This is a genomic window from Pseudomonas sp. Pseusp10 (assembly GCF_059492225.1).
Map to the genome: position 1 here is coordinate 994,017 of NZ_CP168528.1, position 16,715 is coordinate 1,010,731.

Genomic DNA, 16,715 nt, shown 5'->3' on the forward strand with positions numbered 1-16,715 from the left:
TGGCGTGCCCGGATAATTTTTGTCCGTATTGGTGCGTTTCCTCCCGGGGGAGCCGCCATTTTTGCGCGCCTCACAACGCAATGGTTTTGGGGACTTGAAGATGAAGAAGTATCTGTCGATGCTGCTGGTCGGCGTCACGGCACTGGTTGCAGTGAACGCGGCGCAGGCCGGTGCCATCGATGACGCGGTCAAGCGCGGCACGTTGAAAGTCGGCATGGACCCGACCTACATGCCGTTCGAAATGACCAACAAGCGCGGCGAGATCATTGGCTTCGAAGTCGACATCCTCAAAGCCATGTCCAAGGCCATGGGCGTCAAGCTGGAGCTGGTGTCCACCGGTTACGACGGCATCATACCGGCCCTGCTGACCGACAAGTTCGACATGATCGGCAGCGGCATGACCCTGACCCAGGAACGCAACCTGCGCCTGAACTTCAGCGAACCGTTCATCGTGGTTGGCCAGACCCTGCTGATCCGCAAGGAGCTGGAAGGCACCATCCAGTCCTATAAAGACCTGAACACGGCCGACTACCGCATCACCTCCAAACTCGGCACCACCGGCGAAATGGTTGCCAAAAAGCTCATCTCCAAAGCCAAGTACCACGGTTACGACAACGAGCAGGAAGCAGTGCTCGACGTGGTCAACGGCAAGGCTGACGCCTTCATCTACGACGCGCCGTACAACGTCGTGGCGGTGAACAAGGTCGGCAACGGCAAACTGGTGTTCCTCGACAAGCCGTTCACCTACGAGCCGTTGGCCTTCGGTTTGAAGAAGGGTGATTACGACAGCATCAACTTCATCAACAACTTCCTGCACCAGATCCACGAAGACGGCACCTACGATCGCATCCATGACAAGTGGTTCAAGAGCAGCGAGTGGCTCAAGGACATGGAGTAACACTCGGTCAAATAGACCGCGTCGCTGCAATCGCGAGCAAGCTCGCTCCCACAGTTAATCCGGGTGAACACAAATTTTGTGTCCGGCACAGCCCCTGTGGGAGCGAGCTTGCTCGCGATAGCGGCCTCCCCGGCGATACAACTTTCGGATTCAACAAACCCAATGAAACAGAAAAAAGCCCAATGGCCCTGGCACGTCCTGACCGTGCTGGTGCTCATCGGCCTGGCCGGCGCGTTGTACTACGCCACCTCGCTGATGTCCTACGAATGGCGCTGGAACCGCGTTCCGCAGTACTTCGCCTACCACGCCGAAGAGTCCCAGCGCGCCGCCGACATCTCCACCGTCAGCGAACTGGTGCGCAAGGGCGACAAGGCTGAAGTCACCCTGCGCAACGACGCCGGCACCGAGCAGCACCTGATCGTCGACGACAACAGCCTGCAAGTCGCCCAAGGCGATGATGTGGCCGAGGGCGATGTGATTGGCGTGACCCGCCATTGGGCCGCAGGACCGCTGATGTGGGGGCTCTGGACCACCTTGTGGTTGTCTGTGGTGTCCGGCGTTCTAGGGCTGCTGATCGGTCTGGCCACCGGCCTGTGCCGGCTGTCGAACAACCCGACCCTGCGCGACCTCTCGACGATCTACGTCGAGCTGGTGCGCGGTACGCCGCTGCTGGTACAGATCTTCATTTTCTACTTCTTCATCGGCACGGTGATGAACCTGTCCCGGGAATTCGCCGGGATCGCGGCGCTGTCGTTGTTCACTGGCGCCTATGTGGCGGAAATCATCCGCTCCGGCGTGCAATCCATTGCCCGTGGCCAGAACGAAGCTGCACGGTCGCTGGGTTTGAGTGCCGGTCAGTCGATGCGTCATGTGGTGCTGCCGCAAGCCTTCAAGCGTGTACTGCCGCCGCTGGCAGGGCAGTTCATCAGCCTGGTGAAGGACACCTCGCTGGTGTCGGTGATCGCGATTACCGAACTGCTCAAAAGTGGCCGCGAAGTCATTACCACCTCGTTCTCGCCGTTCGAAATCCTGTTCTGCGTCGCCGGCCTGTACCTGTTGATCAACCTGCCACTGTCGAAAATCGCCAGTCGGCTTGAGCGGAGGCTCGCGCAAAGTGATTGAAGTCCGCGATCTGGTAAAAGTCTTCGACACCCGTGGCCAAGTGGTGCGCGCGGTGGATAACGTCAGCACAACGGTCGCCAAGGGCGAAGTGCTGGTGGTGATCGGTCCGTCCGGTTCCGGCAAGTCGACCTTTCTGCGCTGCCTCAATGGCCTGGAAACCTTCGATTCCGGCTCGGTGAGCATCGACGGCCTGCAACTGGCCGACCCGAAAACCGATGTGAACGCCTATCGCCGCGAAGTCGGCATGGTGTTCCAGCACTTCAACCTGTTCCCGCACATGACCGTGCTGGAAAACCTCTGCCTGGCGCAGAAAGTCGTGCGCAAACGCGGCAAAAAGGAGCGTGAGGCCAAGGCCATGGCGTTGCTGGAAAAGGTCGGGATTGCGCAGAAGGCCAACGAGTTTCCGTCACGCCTGTCCGGCGGTCAGCAACAACGCGTGGCCATCGCCCGGGCACTGGCGATGGAGCCGAAGGTCATGCTGTTCGATGAGCCGACCTCGGCACTCGACCCGGAAATGGTCGGCGAAGTGCTGGATGTGATGAAAAACCTGGCTGTGGAAGGCATGACCATGGTCTGCGTCACCCACGAAATGGGCTTCGCCCGGGAAGTGGCGGACCGGGTGCTGTTCTTCGATCACGGCAAGTTGCTGGAAGATGCTTCGCCAGCGGAGTTCTTCGATGCACCGAAGGATCCGCGTGCACAGGCGTTTTTGCGCCAGGTTTTGTAGCCTCGGCGTCTGAAAAGTCGCCATCGCGAGCAAGCTCGCTCCCACAGTGATTTTCGGTGTTAGTACTTATTGCGGAACACCACAGAACCCTGTGGGAGCGAGCTTGCTCGCGATAGCATCACCTCGGTTCCAAGCGAGCCGAGGCGGATGAATCACCTCAAACCTTGAACCTGCCCACCAGCATCTGCAAATGCGTTCCCAACCGCGCCAGCTCAACGCTGGAGGCCGCGGTCTCTTCACTTGCGGCCGAGGTCTGGTCCGACACGTCCCGCACGTTCAGCACGCTGCGGTTGATCTCTTCGGCCACAGCGCTTTGCTGTTCGGCGGCAGCGGCGATCTGCTGGTTCATCGCCTGAATCGCCGAGACGGTGCGGGTGATGCTTTCCAGTGAACCACCGGCGCGGCGAGTCAGTTCGACACTGCTGTCGGTCAGGTTGCGGCTGTTGTCCATGATGGTCGCGACTTGCTGCGTGCCGTTTTGCAGGCCGACGATCAGCTCTTCGATCTCTTCGGTGGACTTCTGGGTGCGCTGGGCCAGGCTGCGGACTTCGTCTGCGACCACGGCAAAACCACGTCCGGCTTCACCGGCCCGGGCGGCTTCAATCGCGGCGTTGAGCGCCAGCAGGTTGGTTTGCTGGGCCACGGACTTGATCACGTCGAGCACGCTGCCGATCTTGTCGCTTTCGCGCTTGAGTTCGCCCATGGCCTCGGTGGAGTGGCCGACTTCCGCGGCCAGGCGTTCGATCTGGGCGATGGCTTCGCCCACCACTTTGTCGCCCTCGCGGGCCTGCTGGTCGGCGGCGACGGCGGCTTCGGAGGCTTCTTCGGCGTTGCGCGCGACTTCCTGCACGGTGGCGGCCATTTCGTTCATCGCAGTCGCGACCTGGTCGGTCTCGACCTTCTGGCTGTTGACCCCGGCGCTGGTCTGTTCGGTCACGGCGGACAGCTCTTCGGCGGCGCTGGCGATCTGCGTGACGCCATCGCTGATGCCGCCGATCAGTTCGCGCAAGCCCTGGGTCATGCTCTGCATGGCACGCTGCAACTGGCCGAGTTCGTCGCGGCGCTGCGATGTCAGGTTGTGGGTCAGGTCGCCACGGGCTACGCGTTCGGCGACGGCCAGGGTCTGGTTCAATGGAATGATGATCTGCCGGGTGATCGCCCAGGCGGCCAGCAGGCCGAAGGCGATGGCCAGGACGGTGGCGAGGGTCAGCATGTTCTTGGCGTGGGCGGCGTCGGTGTCGCGCACGACGGTTTGCGAGACGGTGAGTTTCTGGCTCATGTCCAGCAGGATGTCGCCTTGGGCGGACATGCGTACCAGGGCCTTGGCGCTGGCCACCTGGGAGTCGCGGAACTGGCTGACAGCGGCGCGGTAGGCCTTCAGCGAATCAGTCGCCTGTTGCAGGTTGGCAATATGGTCTTCAGGCAGTTTGGCCGGCAGGCTCTCGAGGTTCTTCAGGGCGTTGTCGATCGCGTCGAGGGCCGGCTGTTCGGCTTCGCTCTTGCCGCTGTAGGTGTAGCCGCGAACCTGGAAGCGCGCCTGCTGGATCAGTTTGCCGAGGTCGATCACGCTGTTGAACGCCGCCACGCTGTCGCCTTGCAGCATGGATTTTTCCACTTCGGCGACGCGGGCCACGGCGTTGTCGGCGGTGGCGCCGAGTTTGCTGCGGGCGTCTTCACGCTGGGCGCCGGCCTGGGTCATGTCGCTGAAGGCACGACGGTATTCGGCGACAGCGGCCAGTTGTTGATCGACCATGGCCGTATCAGCCGGTTGCTCGATCAGGCCGCGGGCAGTCTGCAGGCCGCTTTCGAGTTTGCCCAACAGATCGTTGACGGTGCCGGGACCCTGTTCGCCGCGGCGCATCTCGTAATCCAGGCGGGCGATGCGCAGGTCCTTGGTCAGATCGTTGAGGCTGGCGATGAACCCCAGTTTATCGCCGCGGCTGGTCACGCCGCTCAGGCCGCTCCAGCCGGTGAAGGTGATTAGCAGGGTCAGTAACAGCACCAGACCGAAGCCGATCCCCAGCTTGCGTTTGACGCTGACGTTTCCCAGATTCTCGGCTAGCCATTGATACATGCTGAAACTCCCCGGACCGCAATTTGGTTTTATGGGGTGTTTATCGGCAGGGGCGCGAGGTTCTGTAGGCGCTGCCCGATGCATGGGCGAATAGCTATCTCGGGTAGAAGCCGGACCTGTGGGAGCGAGCTTGCTCGCGATGACGGTGTATCAGCCACTTCATTGTTGACTGATACGCCGCTATCGCGAGCAAGCTCGCTCCCAGAAGGGATTGTGTCCAGGATCAGAACAGTCGTGCCAGCAGCGCGGTCACGGCGGTTTCGACCCGAAGAATGCGCTCGCCCAGTTGCACCGGTTGCAGGCCGGACTTGCCCAGCAGGTCGATCTCGTAGGGAATCCAGCCACCCTCGGGGCCGATGGCCAGGGTCACCGGTTCGCTGAGTGCACGAGGGCAGGGCGGGTAATTGCCCGGGTGCCCCACCAGGCCGAGGGTGCCTTCGGTGATGGCGGGCAGGCGGTCTTCGACGAACGGCTTGAAGCGCTTCTCGATGACGACTTCCGGCAGCACGCTGTCCCGGGCCTGTTCGAGGCCGAGGATCAACTGCTCGCGAATCGCCTCGGGCTCCAGGAACGGGGTCTGCCAGAAGCTCTTCTCGACGCGATAGCTGTTGACCAGCACGATACGCGGCACACCCATGGCTGCCACAGTCTGAAACACCCTGCGCAGCATTTTGGGCCGCGGCAGGGCCAATACCAGGGTCAATGGCAGCTTGGCCGGTGGCGGCTGGTCGAGGGTGACGCGCAATTCCGCTTCGTCGGCGTCCAGGCGCAGCACTTCGGCGGAGCCCATCAGACCGCCGATCCGCCCGACGCGCATGCTGTCACCCACTTCACAGCGGTGGACTTCCTGCATGTGCGTCAGCCGGCGATCACGCAGGATCACCCGGTCGGCCGCAATGAAGTCGGCCTCGATGAGGAGCAGCAGGTTCACGCTTGGGTCGCTGGCGGCTGGTCGTTGTGATCGTCAGCCGGCTGGTCGTCCGGATGCTCGCCACGCTTGCTGATCAGGCTGCCGAACAGGATGCCGATTTCAAACAACAGCCACATCGGCACGGCCAGCAGGGTCTGCGAGAAAATGTCCGGTGGCGTCAGGATCATGCCGACCACGAAACAGCCGATGATCACGTACGGGCGGATTTTCTTCAGGTATTTGACGTCGACCACGCCGATCCATACCAGCAGCACCACGGCCACCGGGATCTCGAACGCCACGCCAAAGGCGAAGAACAGCGTCATGACGAAATCGAGGTAGCTGGTGATGTCGGTCATCATTTCCACGCCGGCCGGGGTGGCGGCGGCGAAGAACTTGAAGATCAGCGGGAACACCAGGAAATAGGCGAAGGCCATGCCGGCGTAGAACAACAGGATGCTGGACACCAGCAGTGGCACGGCGATGCGTTTTTCATGCTTGTACAGGCCTGGGGCAATGAAGCCCCAGATCTGATGCAGGATCACCGGGATGGCCAGGAACAGCGAGACCATCATGGTCAGCTTCAGTGGCGTCAGGAACGGCGACGACACGTCGGTGGCAATCATCGTCGCGCCGGCGGGCAGGTACGCACGCAGCGGCGTAGAGACGAAGGTGTAGATCTGCTGGGTGAAGGCAAACAGCCCGGCGAAGATGATGAAAATCGCCGCTACACAGCGCAGCAGGCGGGTACGCAACTCGGTGAGGTGCGAAACCAGCGGCATGTGCTGGTCGTTTTCAGGGAGATCGCTCATGGGGCTCGCGGCGGCAGTGTTGGGTCATGAGGGGCTGGCGCAACAGGCGCAGCCGCAGGTGTGACGGGTTCAACCGGTATGGCTGCAACAACGGGTGCAGGTTCTGCCGCTGCAGCGGGTGTTGCGACGCTGGCGGCGGGAGCCTGAATCGTCTGCTCTCCCACATGCTCGACCGGCGTAGGCTCCTGCTGGGTCGGCGTGAAGATTTTCCGCGCCTCCTGCTCAAGCGACAGGATGTGCTCGTTGTGCAGTTGCCGACGAATCTCGTCGGCACCGATTTCACGTTCAACTTCCTGTTTGATCGCGTTGAAGCTGCGCTTCAGGCGCCCGACCCACAGGCCAGCGGTGCGCGCAGCGCCCGGCAAGCGCTCGGGACCCAGCACCAGCAGGGCAACGAGGCCGACGAGCAGCAGTTCAGAGAAGCTGATACCAAACATTAGTCTGCGCTCACACGTCTTTGCGGATCGGCTCTTCGACTTTCTGTGCCTGCACGTCGATGGTGTGCGGCTGGTTCACAGAGGCCTGTGGCTGTACCGGCGGAACCGGTTGGGCCGGGGTCGCGTTCGGGTCGGCCGGTTTTTCGTCGTCGTTCATGGCTTTCTTGAAACCCTTGATCGATTCGCCGACGTCAGTGCCGAGGTTTTTCAGTTTCTTGGTGCCGAATACCAGTACCACGACAACCAGGATGACGATCCAGTGTTTCCAGTCAAAAATGCCCATGCTGCTGCTCCTCTCTAATAGTTATTCAGGCGGACGGACGCGAGGCTTTCTCAACGTGTCCGGAGAGACCGAAACGACGGTCCAGTTCATCGAGTACAGCCTGTGGATGCTGCCCCAATTGGGCGAGCATGACCATGCTGTGGAACCACAGATCGGCGGTTTCGTAGATCACATCGCTGCAGTCGCCGCTGACGGCGGCGTCCTTGGCGGCAATGATGGTTTCGACCGACTCTTCGCCGACTTTTTCCAGAATCTTGTTCAAGCCCTTGTGGTACAGGCTGGCGACATACGAGCTGTCGGCGGCGGCGCCTTTGCGCTCTTCCAGTACCTGGGCCAGACGGGTCAGAGTGTCACTCATGTTTGTGTCCTGCGGAATAGATGGCGTGCGGATCTTTCAGGACCGGGTCGACCGTTGTCCAGTCGCCGTTCTCGTAGACGCGATAGAAGCAGCTCTGGCGGCCGGTATGGCAGGCAATGTCACCGATCTGCTCGACCATCAGAATGATGACGTCGGCGTCGCAGTCCAGGCGCATCTCGTGCAGGGTTTGCACATGGCCGGACTCTTCGCCCTTGCGCCACAGCTTGCCACGGGAACGCGACCAGTAAATCGCACGGTTCTCGGCAGCGGTCAGTTCCAGTGCTTCGCGGTTCATCCAGGCCATCATCAGGACGCGCCCGGTCTTGTGATCCTGGGCAATAGCCGGCACCAGGCCGTCAGCGTCCCACTTGATCTCGTCCAGCCAGTTTTTCATCTTCGACTCCGACAGCGAGCTCCACACTTCAATAGTCGAGCTCAGGCGTTGAAACAGTGTGCCAGTCGTTCACACAACTGGCTATCGGCGAACGACCAGATACAAACCGACGGCCATCATGATGCCAGCTGGCCAATAGTCCAACTGATTCAGTGGCCCGCCAGCGGCAAGGATGGCGCCACCGGCCAGATGGGCCGTACCGAGCAGGCGCAGGAACCAGTCGTCCCGGCGTCGATGCCACGGTGGCGGCGGGTCGTAGGCGTGGGGTTGGGACATGCGTTCAAGCAGGTCGCGGGCCATGTTGGCCAGGTGCGGGATCTGCTCGAACTGGCTGTGCACGTTGCCGAGCAGGGCTTTGGGGCTGACCCGCTCGCGCATCCAGCGTTCGAGGAACGGCTGCGCGGTGTTCCACAAGTCGAGGTCCGGGTACAGCTGACGGCCCAGGCCTTCGATGTTCAACAGGGTTTTTTGCAGCAGGACCAGCTGCGGCTGCACTTCCATGTTGAAGCGACGCGCGGTCTGGAACAGGCGCATCAACACCTGACCGAAGGAAATGTCCTTCAATGGTTTTTCGAAGATGGGCTCGCACACGGTACGGATCGCCGCTTCGAATTCGTTGAGTTTGGTTTCCGCCGGCACCCAGCCCGAATCGATGTGCAACTGCGCCACGCGACGGTAATCGCGCTTGAAGAAGGCGAACAGGTTGCGTGCCAGATAGTCCTGGTCTTCCGGGGTCAGGCTGCCGACGATGCCGCAGTCGATCGCAATGTATTGCGGGCTCCACGGGTTCACGGTGCTGACGAAAATGTTGCCAGGGTGCATGTCGGCATGGAAAAAACTGTCGCGGAACACCTGGGTGAAGAAGATTTCCACGCCGCGTTCGGCGAGCATTTTCATGTCGGTGCGCTGGTCGGCCAGGGTCGCCAGATCGGTGACCTGAATGCCGTAGATGCGCTCCATTACCAGCACTTTCGGCCGGCACCAGTCCCAGTAGACTTGCGGCACATAGAGCAGCGGCGAACCGTCGAAGTTGCGCTTCAACTGGCTGGCGTTGGCCGCCTCGCGCAACAGGTCGAGTTCGTCGTAGATGGTTTTTTCGTAATCGCTGACCACGTCCACCGGGTGCAGCAGGCGTGCGTCGGCGGAGACTTTTTCAGCGGCGCGGGCGAGGATGAACAGCCACGCCAGGTCCTGGGCGATCACCGGCTTGAGGCCCGGCCGGATCACCTTGACCACCACTTCTTCACCGGTTTTCAGTTGCGCGGCATGCACCTGCGCCACCGAGGCCGAGGCCAGCGGCTCGACATCGAAGCGGCTGAACACGTCGCTGATTTTCTTGCCCAGCTGTTCTTCGATCAGCTTGACCGACACCTGCGAATCGAACGGCGGCACGCGGTCCTGCAACAGCATCAGCTCATCGGCGATGTCTTCTGGCAGCAGGTCGCGACGGGTGGACAGGATCTGCCCGAACTTGATGAAAATCGGCCCCAGGTCCTGCAACGCCAGACGCAAGCGCGCGCCACGGCTCAGGTCCAGGGTCTTGCGCGGGAACCAGCGCCACGGCAACGCGTAACGCAGTGCCCGCAGGAACCAGGGCAGCGGCAGGGCGAACAGCAGGTCATCGAGGCGGTAGCGGATCACGACGCGCTGGATGCGCAACAAACGGCGGACGGCAAGCAGCTTCATGCGTTATCGCTTGGGTCGAGGGATCGGGAAAGGCGCTCGAAACGCGCCTCGAGACGTTCAAGATCGAGTTTGATCTGGTCCAGTTCACTGAATCGGGCTTCGGCTTCGCGCTGACCGACAAGGGTGCGCGATTCTTCGGCCAGGTATTCGCCCAGGTTCTGGCCCAGGCTGGCAAAGCCTTGCTGATACCAGCGGGCGCGACTGCGCAGGTGACCGCCGACCAGTTGCGTGGCCACGGGGCCCAGCCAGCGCGAGAGTTCGTACTCCCAGTCCAGTTCGAGGTCCTGAAGGATCGCCGCCAGTTGCAGCAGCACACCGCTGTCGCCGTCGAGCTCGACTTCCGGGTTGTGCAGGACGGCAGTCTTGTCCTTGCTCATCGCCAGTTTCAACAGGCTCGAGGCCGGTGCACGCAACGTGCAGTCGGCGCCCGTTTCCCACTGGGAGGCGAGCATCAGGCCTTCGTCGCTGGGCAGGATGAACAGTTGCAGCGCCGGGCTGCGGCAATCGACGGCAATCACCCGGCCGCTCAAATGCGCCAGCCGCGGCAGCGCCGTGCTGTCGAGACGCAGCACCCGGTTCAGGCCGAGTTCAACGCTGGCAAGCAGGCCGGCGAGCAGCATCAGGGCTTGATGCCACGGTGCAGGGCAACGATGCCTGCGGTCATGTTGTGATAGGTCACGCGGTCGAAACCGGCCTCGACCATCATCGACTTCAGGGTTTCCTGGTTCGGGTGCATGCGGATCGATTCGGCCAGGTAGCGATAGCTTTCCGAGTCGTTGGTGATCAGCTTGCCCATCAGCGGCATGAAGGCGAACGAGTAGGCGTCGTAGGCCTTGGACATCAGCGCGTTGGTCGGCTTGGAGAATTCCAGCACCAGCAAACGGCCACCCGGCTTGAGCACGCGCAGCATCGAGCGCAGGGCATCTTCCTTGTGGGTCACGTTGCGCAGGCCGAAGGCGATGGTCACGCAGTCGAAATGGTTATCCGGGAACGGCAGTTTCTCCGCATCGGCCTGGACGAATTCGACGTTGCCGGCCACACCGAGGTCCAGCAGGCGGTCACGACCGACCTTGAGCATGGATTCGTTGATGTCGGCCAATACGACCTGGCCGGTCGGGCCGACCAGGTGCGAGAATTTTCTGGTCAGATCGCCTGTACCGCCGGCGATGTCCAGCACGCGGTTACCGGTGCGCACGCCCGACAATTCGATCGCGAAACGCTTCCACAGACGGTGCATGCCGCCCGACAGAAGGTCGTTCATCAGGTCGTACTTGGCGGCTACCGAGTGGAAAACCTCAGCGACTTTTTCCGCTTTCTGGCTTTCCGGAACGTTTTTGAAGCCGAAGTGTGTGGTGGGTTCGGCATCGCTGCCTTTGCGCTGATCAGTCATATCGCTGTCACCAAAAGAGAATGCGCGACATTCTAATCCCCAAGGCATGCTTTGTCTTGGCAAGGCTGAAGGTAAGATGCGCAACCATCGGGACGTTTTGACGCAGCAGAGGTCAAGATGCCTCGGGAAAGCATCCATAAAGCAGGAGTCATTTGATGGCCCGTATTAGTGTTGAACGTGCCCATGGCCTGGGTAAGGAAGCGGCTCGCGAGAAGGCCGACAAGCTGGCGCAGAAACTTGCGGATCAGTATGGCCTGGAGCCGCAGTGGTCCGGCGATACCCTGAACCTCAAACGCCCGGGTGTGAAGGGTGCGGTGCATGTCGCCGAGGATTCGATTCGTGTCGAAGTGGAACTGGGCCTGATGATGTCGGCCATGAGCGGCATGATCAAAGCGGAAATAGAAAAGGCGCTGGACAAGGTCCTGGTCTGATTTTCTGGTTGAAATGAGATCACCTGTGGGAGCGAGCTTGCTCGCGAAGGCGTCAGGTCAGTCAATATCAAAGTTGAATGACAGATCGCTTTCGCGAGCAAGCCCGCTCCCACATTCAGTTTGCGGTGCTCTCAAAGGTTTATGTCAGTTGTTAGGGTGCCGTTTCTAATTTTTCTCCCTACTTTGTGCCAGAGCCCGACACTTATCCGGGCAGTTCCTCAAACCTTCTGCGCGTGAGGTGCACCATGGCCAAAGCTATTTTGAAGAAAAAAACTGACGCATCGAGCGGCACGCTGAGCGACGTCAAATCCTATGCCCGCAAGATCTGGCTGGCAGGCCTGGGTGCCTACACCAAGGTCGGCCAAGAGGGCAGCGAATACTTTCAAGAGCTGATCAAGGCTGGTCAGGTTGTTGAAAAGAAAGGCAAAAAAGTAGTCGCGGAGAAACTTGAAGCGGCGAATGCCGAGATCGATGAAGCCAAGAGTGAAGTGAGCACTTTCAAAGGCAAGGTCGAAGTTCAACTCGACAAGGTCGAGAAGGCGTTCGACACGCGTGTCGCAAGTGCCTTGAATCGTATCGGCATTCCGTCTAAACATGACGTTGAGACACTCTCTGCTAAGCTCGATGAGCTGACGGCATTGCTCGAACGTGTCGCGCGTAAATCTTAAGGAGAACGGGATGGCTGGCAAAAAGAATACTGAAAAAGAAGGCAGCTCGTGGATCGGGAAAGTCGAAGACTACTCCCGCAAAATCTGGCTGGCTGGCTTAGGCGTGTACTCGAAGATCGACACTGACGGCAGCAAGCTCTTCGATGCATTGGTAAAGGACGGCGAGAAAGCCGAGAAGCTGACCAAGAGCGCTGTTGGCAAAACTGTCGACGCCGCCAAGGACTCTGCTTCTTCGGCCAAATCGCGCATCAGCGGCGTGAAAGATCGTGCACTGGGCAAGTGGGACGAGCTGGAAGGGGCTTTCGACAAGCGCCTGAACAGCGCCATTTCGCGTTTGGGCGTGCCGAGCCGCAACGAAGTCAAAGCACTGCACAGCAAGGTCGATACCCTGACCAAGCAAATCGAAAAACTGACCGGTGCCAAGGTTGCGCCTGTTGCGGCGAAAACCGCGGCGGCCAAGCCTGCTGCGAAACCGGCCGCCAAAACTGCTGCCAAGCCACTGGCAAAAGCGGCAGCTAAACCTGCTGCCAAGCCGGCGGCTAAAACTGCAGCGGCCAAACCAGCCGCCGCCAAGGCCGCCGCCAAACCGGCCGTCGCCAAACCAGCGGCTAAACCGGCCGCCAAGCCTGCAGCAAAAACTGCAGCGGCCAAGCCAGCAGCCAAGCCTGCTGTTGCGAAAAAACCTGCAGTGAAGAAGCCGGCAGCTCCAAAAGCCGCCGCGCCAAAACCAGCAGTGGCAGCTGCCAAACCGGCAACCCCGGCAGCTCCGGTCAGCGCTTCGAACTCCGCGACCGCGCCAACCCCTGCTGTCACCCCGACTGCCGCGCCAACTCCATCGACGCCAACCAGTCAGTCCTGATTTTCAGGGCTCAAGAAAACGCCCGGCCTTCACAGGCCGGGCGTTTTTGTTTGTGCGAAATTTGAGGGCAACACAGACCCACTGTAGGAGCGAGCTTGCTCGCGATGGTATTGCAGGCGCTGAGTAGCGTCGGCTGTACCTTTTTCGCGAGCAAGCTCGCTCCTACAGGGTTAGTTGTGACCAGGGTTATTCGTGGTCCTCCAGATACTCCATCGCCATCTGTTCGGTGGCAGCCTTGATCGGCGCCAGCAAGTGTGGCGCGACCAGCATCATGATCTGGTAAACCACCAGCCGCACCTCGCCTTCGCGGTCGAGAATCCGCTGATAGTCCAGTGAAAACAGCAGGGTCATGGTGATCTGTTCCACCAGTTGCCCCAGTGCCTGGGTATCGCTGACCAGCAGCCCTTGCGCCTGCAGTCGCGCCAGCAGCGACGCCAGTGTGCGCTTGAGTGCATTGAGCAGGTTGCGAATGCCCTTGGCCAGTTTCGGCAGGCGCCCGGCGAGGTTCGACAGGTCCTGGAAAAGAAACCGGTAGTGGGACAGGCGTTCGACGATCAGGTGCAGGAACAGCCAGTAATCTTCGGGTGCCAGTTCGACATCGGCCGGTGGATCGAGCAAGGGGGCCAGTTCGCCCTGAAAGCGCTCGAACAGCCCGAGAATCAGCGGTTCCTTGCCGTGGAAGTGGTAGTAGAGGTTGCCCGGGCTGATGCCCATTTCATTGGCAACTTCCATGGTGGAGACATTCGGTTCGCCCTTTTGATTGAACAACTGCAGGGCACATTCGAGGATCCGGTCGCGGGTTTTCATCCAGTCTTCTTAATGATCGGGTCTTGCCACGGCCGGCATAGGCCGTGGCTCGTTGAACGTCAGCGCACGCGCACGTAAGTGCCGGGTGCTGCCTCCATCGGTGGGTAGTTCTGGTTGCCGAGCGCCATGTGGGTTTCCTTCTGCGCACCGGAGCGTTCCTGAATCCAGCCCAGCCATTGGGTCCACCAACTGCCGTCGACATGCTTGGCGTCGTAGTACCAGGCACGGGGGTCGCTGCTCAGTTTGCCGTTCTCGACGTAGTTGGCTTTCGGGTTGCTCGGCGGATTGAGGATGCTCTGTACATGACCGCTGTTGGACAGCACGAAGCGTCGCTCGCCACCGAGCAGCAGCGTAGAGCGATACACCGCATCCCATGGCGTGATGTGATCGTTGATGCCGGCGACGCTGAAGCTGTCGACGGTGACCTTCTGCAAATCGATCGGCGTGCCGCACACTTCCAGTCCGCCCGGGTGGGTCAGCGGGTTGTGCTTGAAGAAGTCCAGCAGGTCGCCATGCAGGGCGGCCGGCAGGCGCGTGTTGTCGTTGTTCCAGTAGAGAATGTCGAACGCCGGTGGCTCCTTGCCCAACAGGTAGTTGTTGACGAAGTAGCTCCAGATCAAATCGTTGGGACGCATCCAGGCGAAGACCTTGGCCATGTCGCGGCCGTCCAGTACACCCCGTTGATAGGAGCGACGCTTGGCAGCCTCCAGAGTCTGTTCGTCGGCGAACAGCGTAGCGGGGCTGTCCATCTGACTGTCGAGCAGGCTTACCAGATAAGTTGCGCTGGAGACCCTGCGCAGCTGCCGTTTGGCCTGCAAGTGGCCCTGCAGCGCGGCAATGGTCAGCCCGCCGGCGCAGGCGCCCATCAGGTTGACCTCGCGTGCGCCGGTGATCGCCCGGCACACATTCATGGCTTCTTCCACGGCTTCCACGTAGGTCGAGAGCCCCCATTCGCGGTGACGCACATCCGGGTTGCGCCAGCTGATCATGAAGGTTTGCAGACCGTTTTTCAGGGCGTACTGGACGAAGCTGTTGTGGGGGCTCAGGTCGAAAATGTAGTACTTGTTGATTTGCGGCGGAACCACCAGCAGGGGCTTGGAATACTGCTTTTCGCTCATCGGCTTGTACTGGATCAATTCCAGCAGTTCGTTGCGAAACACCACGGCACCGGTGGTGGTGGCGACTGTCTTGCCAACCTCGAACGCTTGCTTGGTGACTTGACGGGGCAGGCCATCGTTGTGCAGCAGGTCGTCCACTAAATGGCTGATGCCACGTACCAGGCTGCTGCCACCGGAATTGAACAGTTCCTTGACCGCCAGTGGATTGAGCAGGGTGTTGGATGGCGATACGGCGTCATTGAGCAAGGCGAAAGCGAAGTGGGCGCGGGCGCGGTCGTCCGGGCTCATGTTGCTCTCGTCGATCCAGCTCTTGACCTGTTTCTGCCAGCTCAGATAGGCCTGCAGGCTACGGCGATAAAACGGGTTGAGGCTCCATGCCGGGTCGGCGAAGCGAGTGTCCTGCGGGTTGGTCGGGTGCAGGGTCTCACCCAGCAGCACACGGCCAAGCTGACCGCCGAGTTTGAGGGCATGCCGGGCGCTGTGCAGCGGATTGCGCAAGCCATGGGCGGCCACACTGCGCAGGGTCGACACCAGATCCCGGCCGCGCAGGCCGGTAATCGCACTCTGTGCATTGATGAACGCGGCGGGAGTCGGTAAGGAATCCCTCGCTGGTTTCTCGCGCATGAGTCAACACTCCTTCGTCTTCAGGCTAAAAACAAATACACCGAACCAGAACACCATAGACGCTGTAACGGGTTGTTGCGCGGCGTGGCGTCCTGCCGACCGTTGATGCAGCGCTTTAGCCGCCCAATGGCGCCGGACGCGGGTGCATCACCGCGCGCTGGCGCTCCTCCTCCAGGAATTTCATGATGATCGGGGCCACCGCTTCGGCCCGGGTAATCAGGAACAGATGCCCGTCATCGATGATGTGCAACTGGGCGTTGGGAATCCGCCAGGCCAGCAGGCGCATGTTGATCAACGGAATCAGTGGATCATCGTCGCCGGCCAGTACCAGGGTCGGCTGGCGGATCTTGTGCAGCCAGTGAATGCTGGTCCAGCCGAGGCCGGCGAACAGCTGCCAGTAGTAACCGAGCTTGCCCGCTGAGCGCACCTTGGCCGCATGGCTCGCGGCCAGCGTCGGGTCGCGACGGAACGAGCCACCGTAGATCATCGGCGCAATGCGGATCACGTGGGACGGCTGGATGTAACGTCGCGGGCTGGCCATCATCCACAACACTTTCGGTTTGCCCGGCACCATCACCGCACCCGCCGCCGTCGCCGCCAGCACGAGTTTCTTGCAGCGCTCCGGATAGTCGTAAGCGAACTGTTGGGCCAGGGCGCCACCCCAGGACACGCCGATGACGTTGACCTGCCCGTAGTCGAGATAGTCGAGCATCCGCGCCGTGAGTTTCGCCAGGCTCGGAAAACGATATGGCCGGTTCGGCGTCGACGAACCACCGACACCGGGTACGTCGAAGCAGATGACTTCCAGGTCCGGATCCAGCGCCGCGACGAACGGGAACACCAGCTCCAGGTTGGCGCCAATGCCGTTGAAAATCAGCAGGGGCGTCAAGTGAGGCTTGCCGGGGCGTACCGCCGTGCGGAGCGTCTGGCCATCCAGATCGACGGTACGGAATATGAAGGGTTGCGGCATGCTTCTGGCCCTGTGGGTCGTTCTCTCGAATTCTTCCCCATCCCCTGTAGGAGCGAGCTTGCTCGCGATGAACTCAAGCGCAACGCGTTAATCCGGAAAGAACGCGTTATCGTTAACGTCCATCGCGAGCAAGCTCGCTCCTACAGG

General features: G+C 60.8%; 19 protein-coding genes and 1 pseudogene. 6 read left to right on the forward strand and 14 right to left on the reverse strand.

The window, feature by feature from the left end:
• Positions 1–100 precede the first annotated feature (100 nt).
• The 3 genes from ACEN8Z_RS04480 (at position 101) to ACEN8Z_RS04490 (ending at position 2,747) form a co-directional block, all read left to right on the forward strand.
• Entirely contained in the window at positions 101–898 is a 798-nt protein-coding gene (locus ACEN8Z_RS04480; protein ID WP_204931013.1) for a transporter substrate-binding domain-containing protein, read from the forward strand.
• 162 nt (positions 899–1,060) lie between these two features.
• Positions 1,061–2,020 carry an amino acid ABC transporter permease gene (locus ACEN8Z_RS04485; RefSeq protein WP_007996293.1) on the forward strand — a complete coding sequence of 320 codons (960 nt, stop codon included), beginning with the start codon at positions 1,061–1,063 and terminating at the stop codon, positions 2,018–2,020.
• Complete coding sequence (locus ACEN8Z_RS04490) at positions 2,013–2,747, forward strand: amino acid ABC transporter ATP-binding protein (RefSeq protein WP_495596896.1); 735 nt, start codon at positions 2,013–2,015, stop codon at positions 2,745–2,747. The genes ACEN8Z_RS04485 and ACEN8Z_RS04490 overlap by 8 nt, the downstream gene beginning before the upstream one ends.
• Before the next feature lie 157 nt (positions 2,748–2,904).
• Here ACEN8Z_RS04490 and ACEN8Z_RS04495 read toward each other — a convergent pair whose 3' ends face one another.
• The 11 genes and pseudogenes from ACEN8Z_RS04495 to ubiE all read right to left on the reverse strand — a co-directional run bounded on the left by ACEN8Z_RS04495 (position 2,905) and on the right by ubiE (position 11,091).
• Entirely contained in the window at positions 2,905–3,777 is an 873-nt protein-coding gene (locus tag ACEN8Z_RS04495; protein ID WP_495598081.1) for a methyl-accepting chemotaxis protein, read from the reverse strand.
• Positions 3,760–4,905 (reverse strand): annotated as a pseudogene (locus ACEN8Z_RS04500) (methyl-accepting chemotaxis protein); the annotation flags it as partial. The pseudogene ACEN8Z_RS04500 and the gene ACEN8Z_RS04495, both read right to left, overlap by 18 nt.
• 139 nt (positions 4,906–5,044) lie before the next feature.
• Positions 5,045–5,752, reverse strand: a complete 708-nt coding sequence (locus ACEN8Z_RS04505) for a 16S rRNA (uracil(1498)-N(3))-methyltransferase (protein WP_223457795.1) — start codon at positions 5,750–5,752, stop codon at positions 5,045–5,047.
• Positions 5,749–6,543, reverse strand: a complete 795-nt coding sequence (gene tatC, locus ACEN8Z_RS04510) for a twin-arginine translocase subunit TatC (protein ID WP_007996287.1) — start codon at positions 6,541–6,543, stop codon at positions 5,749–5,751. The genes ACEN8Z_RS04505 and tatC overlap by 4 nt, the downstream gene beginning before the upstream one ends.
• Complete coding sequence (gene tatB / locus ACEN8Z_RS04515) at positions 6,540–6,980, reverse strand: Sec-independent protein translocase protein TatB (protein WP_008017049.1); 441 nt, start codon at positions 6,978–6,980, stop codon at positions 6,540–6,542. The genes tatC and tatB overlap by 4 nt, the downstream gene beginning before the upstream one ends.
• Before the next feature lie 10 nt (positions 6,981–6,990).
• A complete protein-coding gene (locus ACEN8Z_RS04520; protein WP_007989280.1) occupies positions 6,991–7,263 on the reverse strand; it encodes a twin-arginine translocase TatA/TatE family subunit in 273 nt (90 codons plus the stop codon).
• A gap of 25 nt (positions 7,264–7,288) precedes the next feature.
• Positions 7,289–7,621 carry a phosphoribosyl-ATP diphosphatase gene (locus ACEN8Z_RS04525; RefSeq protein WP_007952422.1) on the reverse strand — a complete coding sequence of 111 codons (333 nt, stop codon included), beginning with the start codon at positions 7,619–7,621 and terminating at the stop codon, positions 7,289–7,291.
• A complete protein-coding gene (gene hisI, locus ACEN8Z_RS04530) occupies positions 7,614–8,015 on the reverse strand; it encodes a phosphoribosyl-AMP cyclohydrolase (protein WP_007989281.1) in 402 nt (133 codons plus the stop codon). The genes ACEN8Z_RS04525 and hisI overlap by 8 nt, the downstream gene beginning before the upstream one ends.
• An 81-nt stretch (positions 8,016–8,096) precedes the next feature.
• Positions 8,097–9,701 carry a ubiquinone biosynthesis regulatory protein kinase UbiB gene (gene ubiB / locus ACEN8Z_RS04535; protein ID WP_007996283.1) on the reverse strand — a complete coding sequence of 535 codons (1,605 nt, stop codon included), beginning with the start codon at positions 9,699–9,701 and terminating at the stop codon, positions 8,097–8,099.
• Positions 9,698–10,321: a ubiquinone biosynthesis accessory factor UbiJ gene (locus ACEN8Z_RS04540; RefSeq protein ID WP_495596897.1), complete on the reverse strand. Its 624-nt coding sequence runs from the start codon at positions 10,319–10,321 to the stop codon at positions 9,698–9,700. Before ACEN8Z_RS04540 ends, ubiB begins: the two co-directional genes overlap by 4 nt.
• Positions 10,321–11,091 (reverse strand): bifunctional demethylmenaquinone methyltransferase/2-methoxy-6-polyprenyl-1,4-benzoquinol methylase UbiE, encoded by a 771-nt coding sequence (gene ubiE / locus ACEN8Z_RS04545; RefSeq protein WP_007989286.1) that lies wholly within the window; start codon positions 11,089–11,091, stop codon positions 10,321–10,323. The genes ACEN8Z_RS04540 and ubiE overlap by 1 nt, the downstream gene beginning before the upstream one ends.
• A 155-nt stretch (positions 11,092–11,246) precedes the next feature.
• Here ubiE and ACEN8Z_RS04550 point away from each other — a divergent pair, with 155 nt between their 5' ends.
• From ACEN8Z_RS04550 to ACEN8Z_RS04560, 3 genes are all read left to right on the forward strand, one after another.
• A complete protein-coding gene (locus ACEN8Z_RS04550) occupies positions 11,247–11,522 on the forward strand; it encodes a polyhydroxyalkanoic acid system family protein (protein WP_495596898.1) in 276 nt (91 codons plus the stop codon).
• A 245-nt stretch (positions 11,523–11,767) separates the two neighbouring features.
• Positions 11,768–12,190, forward strand: a complete 423-nt coding sequence (locus ACEN8Z_RS04555; RefSeq protein ID WP_007996278.1) for a phasin family protein — start codon at positions 11,768–11,770, stop codon at positions 12,188–12,190.
• 10 nt (positions 12,191–12,200) lie between these two features.
• The gene (locus ACEN8Z_RS04560; RefSeq protein WP_495596899.1) at positions 12,201–13,049 is read left to right on the forward strand and encodes a phasin family protein; all 849 of its coding nucleotides are present in this window, start codon (positions 12,201–12,203) and stop codon (positions 13,047–13,049) included.
• A 186-nt stretch (positions 13,050–13,235) separates the two neighbouring features.
• On the opposite strand, the gene ACEN8Z_RS04565 is transcribed toward ACEN8Z_RS04560, so the two are convergent.
• From ACEN8Z_RS04565 to phaZ, 3 genes are all read right to left on the reverse strand, one after another.
• Positions 13,236–13,856, reverse strand: a complete 621-nt coding sequence (locus ACEN8Z_RS04565) for a TetR/AcrR family transcriptional regulator (protein WP_007998593.1) — start codon at positions 13,854–13,856, stop codon at positions 13,236–13,238.
• Positions 13,857–13,915: 59 nt separating this feature from the next.
• Positions 13,916–15,598, reverse strand: coding sequence for a class II poly(R)-hydroxyalkanoic acid synthase (gene phaC, locus ACEN8Z_RS04570; protein WP_442096065.1), 1,683 nt, complete (start codon positions 15,596–15,598; stop codon positions 13,916–13,918).
• A 115-nt stretch (positions 15,599–15,713) separates the two neighbouring features.
• Positions 15,714–16,568, reverse strand: coding sequence for a poly(3-hydroxyalkanoate) depolymerase (gene phaZ / locus ACEN8Z_RS04575; RefSeq protein ID WP_116264197.1), 855 nt, complete (start codon positions 16,566–16,568; stop codon positions 15,714–15,716).
• Positions 16,569–16,715: the final 147 nt, after the last annotated feature.

Bases quoted from the DNA above. Each gene is read 5' to 3' on its own strand.
- ACEN8Z_RS04480 (WP_204931013.1), top strand. From the start codon at position 101: ATGAAGAAGTATCTGTCGATGCTGCTGGTCGGCGTCACGGCACTGGTT.
- ACEN8Z_RS04485 (WP_007996293.1), top strand. From the start codon at position 1,061: ATGAAACAGAAAAAAGCCCAATGGCCCTGGCACGTCCTGACCGTGCTG.
- ACEN8Z_RS04495 (WP_495598081.1), bottom strand. From the start codon at position 3,777: ATGCAGAGCATGACCCAGGGCTTGCGCGAACTGATCGGCGGCATCAGC.
- tatC (WP_007996287.1), bottom strand. From the start codon at position 6,543: ATGAGCGATCTCCCTGAAAACGACCAGCACATGCCGCTGGTTTCGCAC.
- tatB (WP_008017049.1), bottom strand. From the start codon at position 6,980: ATGTTTGGTATCAGCTTCTCTGAACTGCTGCTCGTCGGCCTCGTTGCC.
- ACEN8Z_RS04520 (WP_007989280.1), bottom strand. From the start codon at position 7,263: ATGGGCATTTTTGACTGGAAACACTGGATCGTCATCCTGGTTGTCGTG.
- ACEN8Z_RS04525 (WP_007952422.1), bottom strand. From the start codon at position 7,621: ATGAGTGACACTCTGACCCGTCTGGCCCAGGTACTGGAAGAGCGCAAA.
- hisI (WP_007989281.1), bottom strand. From the start codon at position 8,015: ATGAAAAACTGGCTGGACGAGATCAAGTGGGACGCTGACGGCCTGGTG.
- ubiB (WP_007996283.1), bottom strand. From the start codon at position 9,701: ATGAAGCTGCTTGCCGTCCGCCGTTTGTTGCGCATCCAGCGCGTCGTG.
- ACEN8Z_RS04540 (WP_495596897.1), bottom strand. From the start codon at position 10,321: ATGCTGCTCGCCGGCCTGCTTGCCAGCGTTGAACTCGGCCTGAACCGG.
- ubiE (WP_007989286.1), bottom strand. From the start codon at position 11,091: ATGACTGATCAGCGCAAAGGCAGCGATGCCGAACCCACCACACACTTC.
- ACEN8Z_RS04550 (WP_495596898.1), top strand. From the start codon at position 11,247: ATGGCCCGTATTAGTGTTGAACGTGCCCATGGCCTGGGTAAGGAAGCG.
- ACEN8Z_RS04555 (WP_007996278.1), top strand. From the start codon at position 11,768: ATGGCCAAAGCTATTTTGAAGAAAAAAACTGACGCATCGAGCGGCACG.
- ACEN8Z_RS04560 (WP_495596899.1), top strand. From the start codon at position 12,201: ATGGCTGGCAAAAAGAATACTGAAAAAGAAGGCAGCTCGTGGATCGGG.
- ACEN8Z_RS04565 (WP_007998593.1), bottom strand. From the start codon at position 13,856: ATGAAAACCCGCGACCGGATCCTCGAATGTGCCCTGCAGTTGTTCAAT.
- phaC (WP_442096065.1), bottom strand. From the start codon at position 15,598: ATGCGCGAGAAACCAGCGAGGGATTCCTTACCGACTCCCGCCGCGTTC.
- phaZ (WP_116264197.1), bottom strand. From the start codon at position 16,568: ATGCCGCAACCCTTCATATTCCGTACCGTCGATCTGGATGGCCAGACG.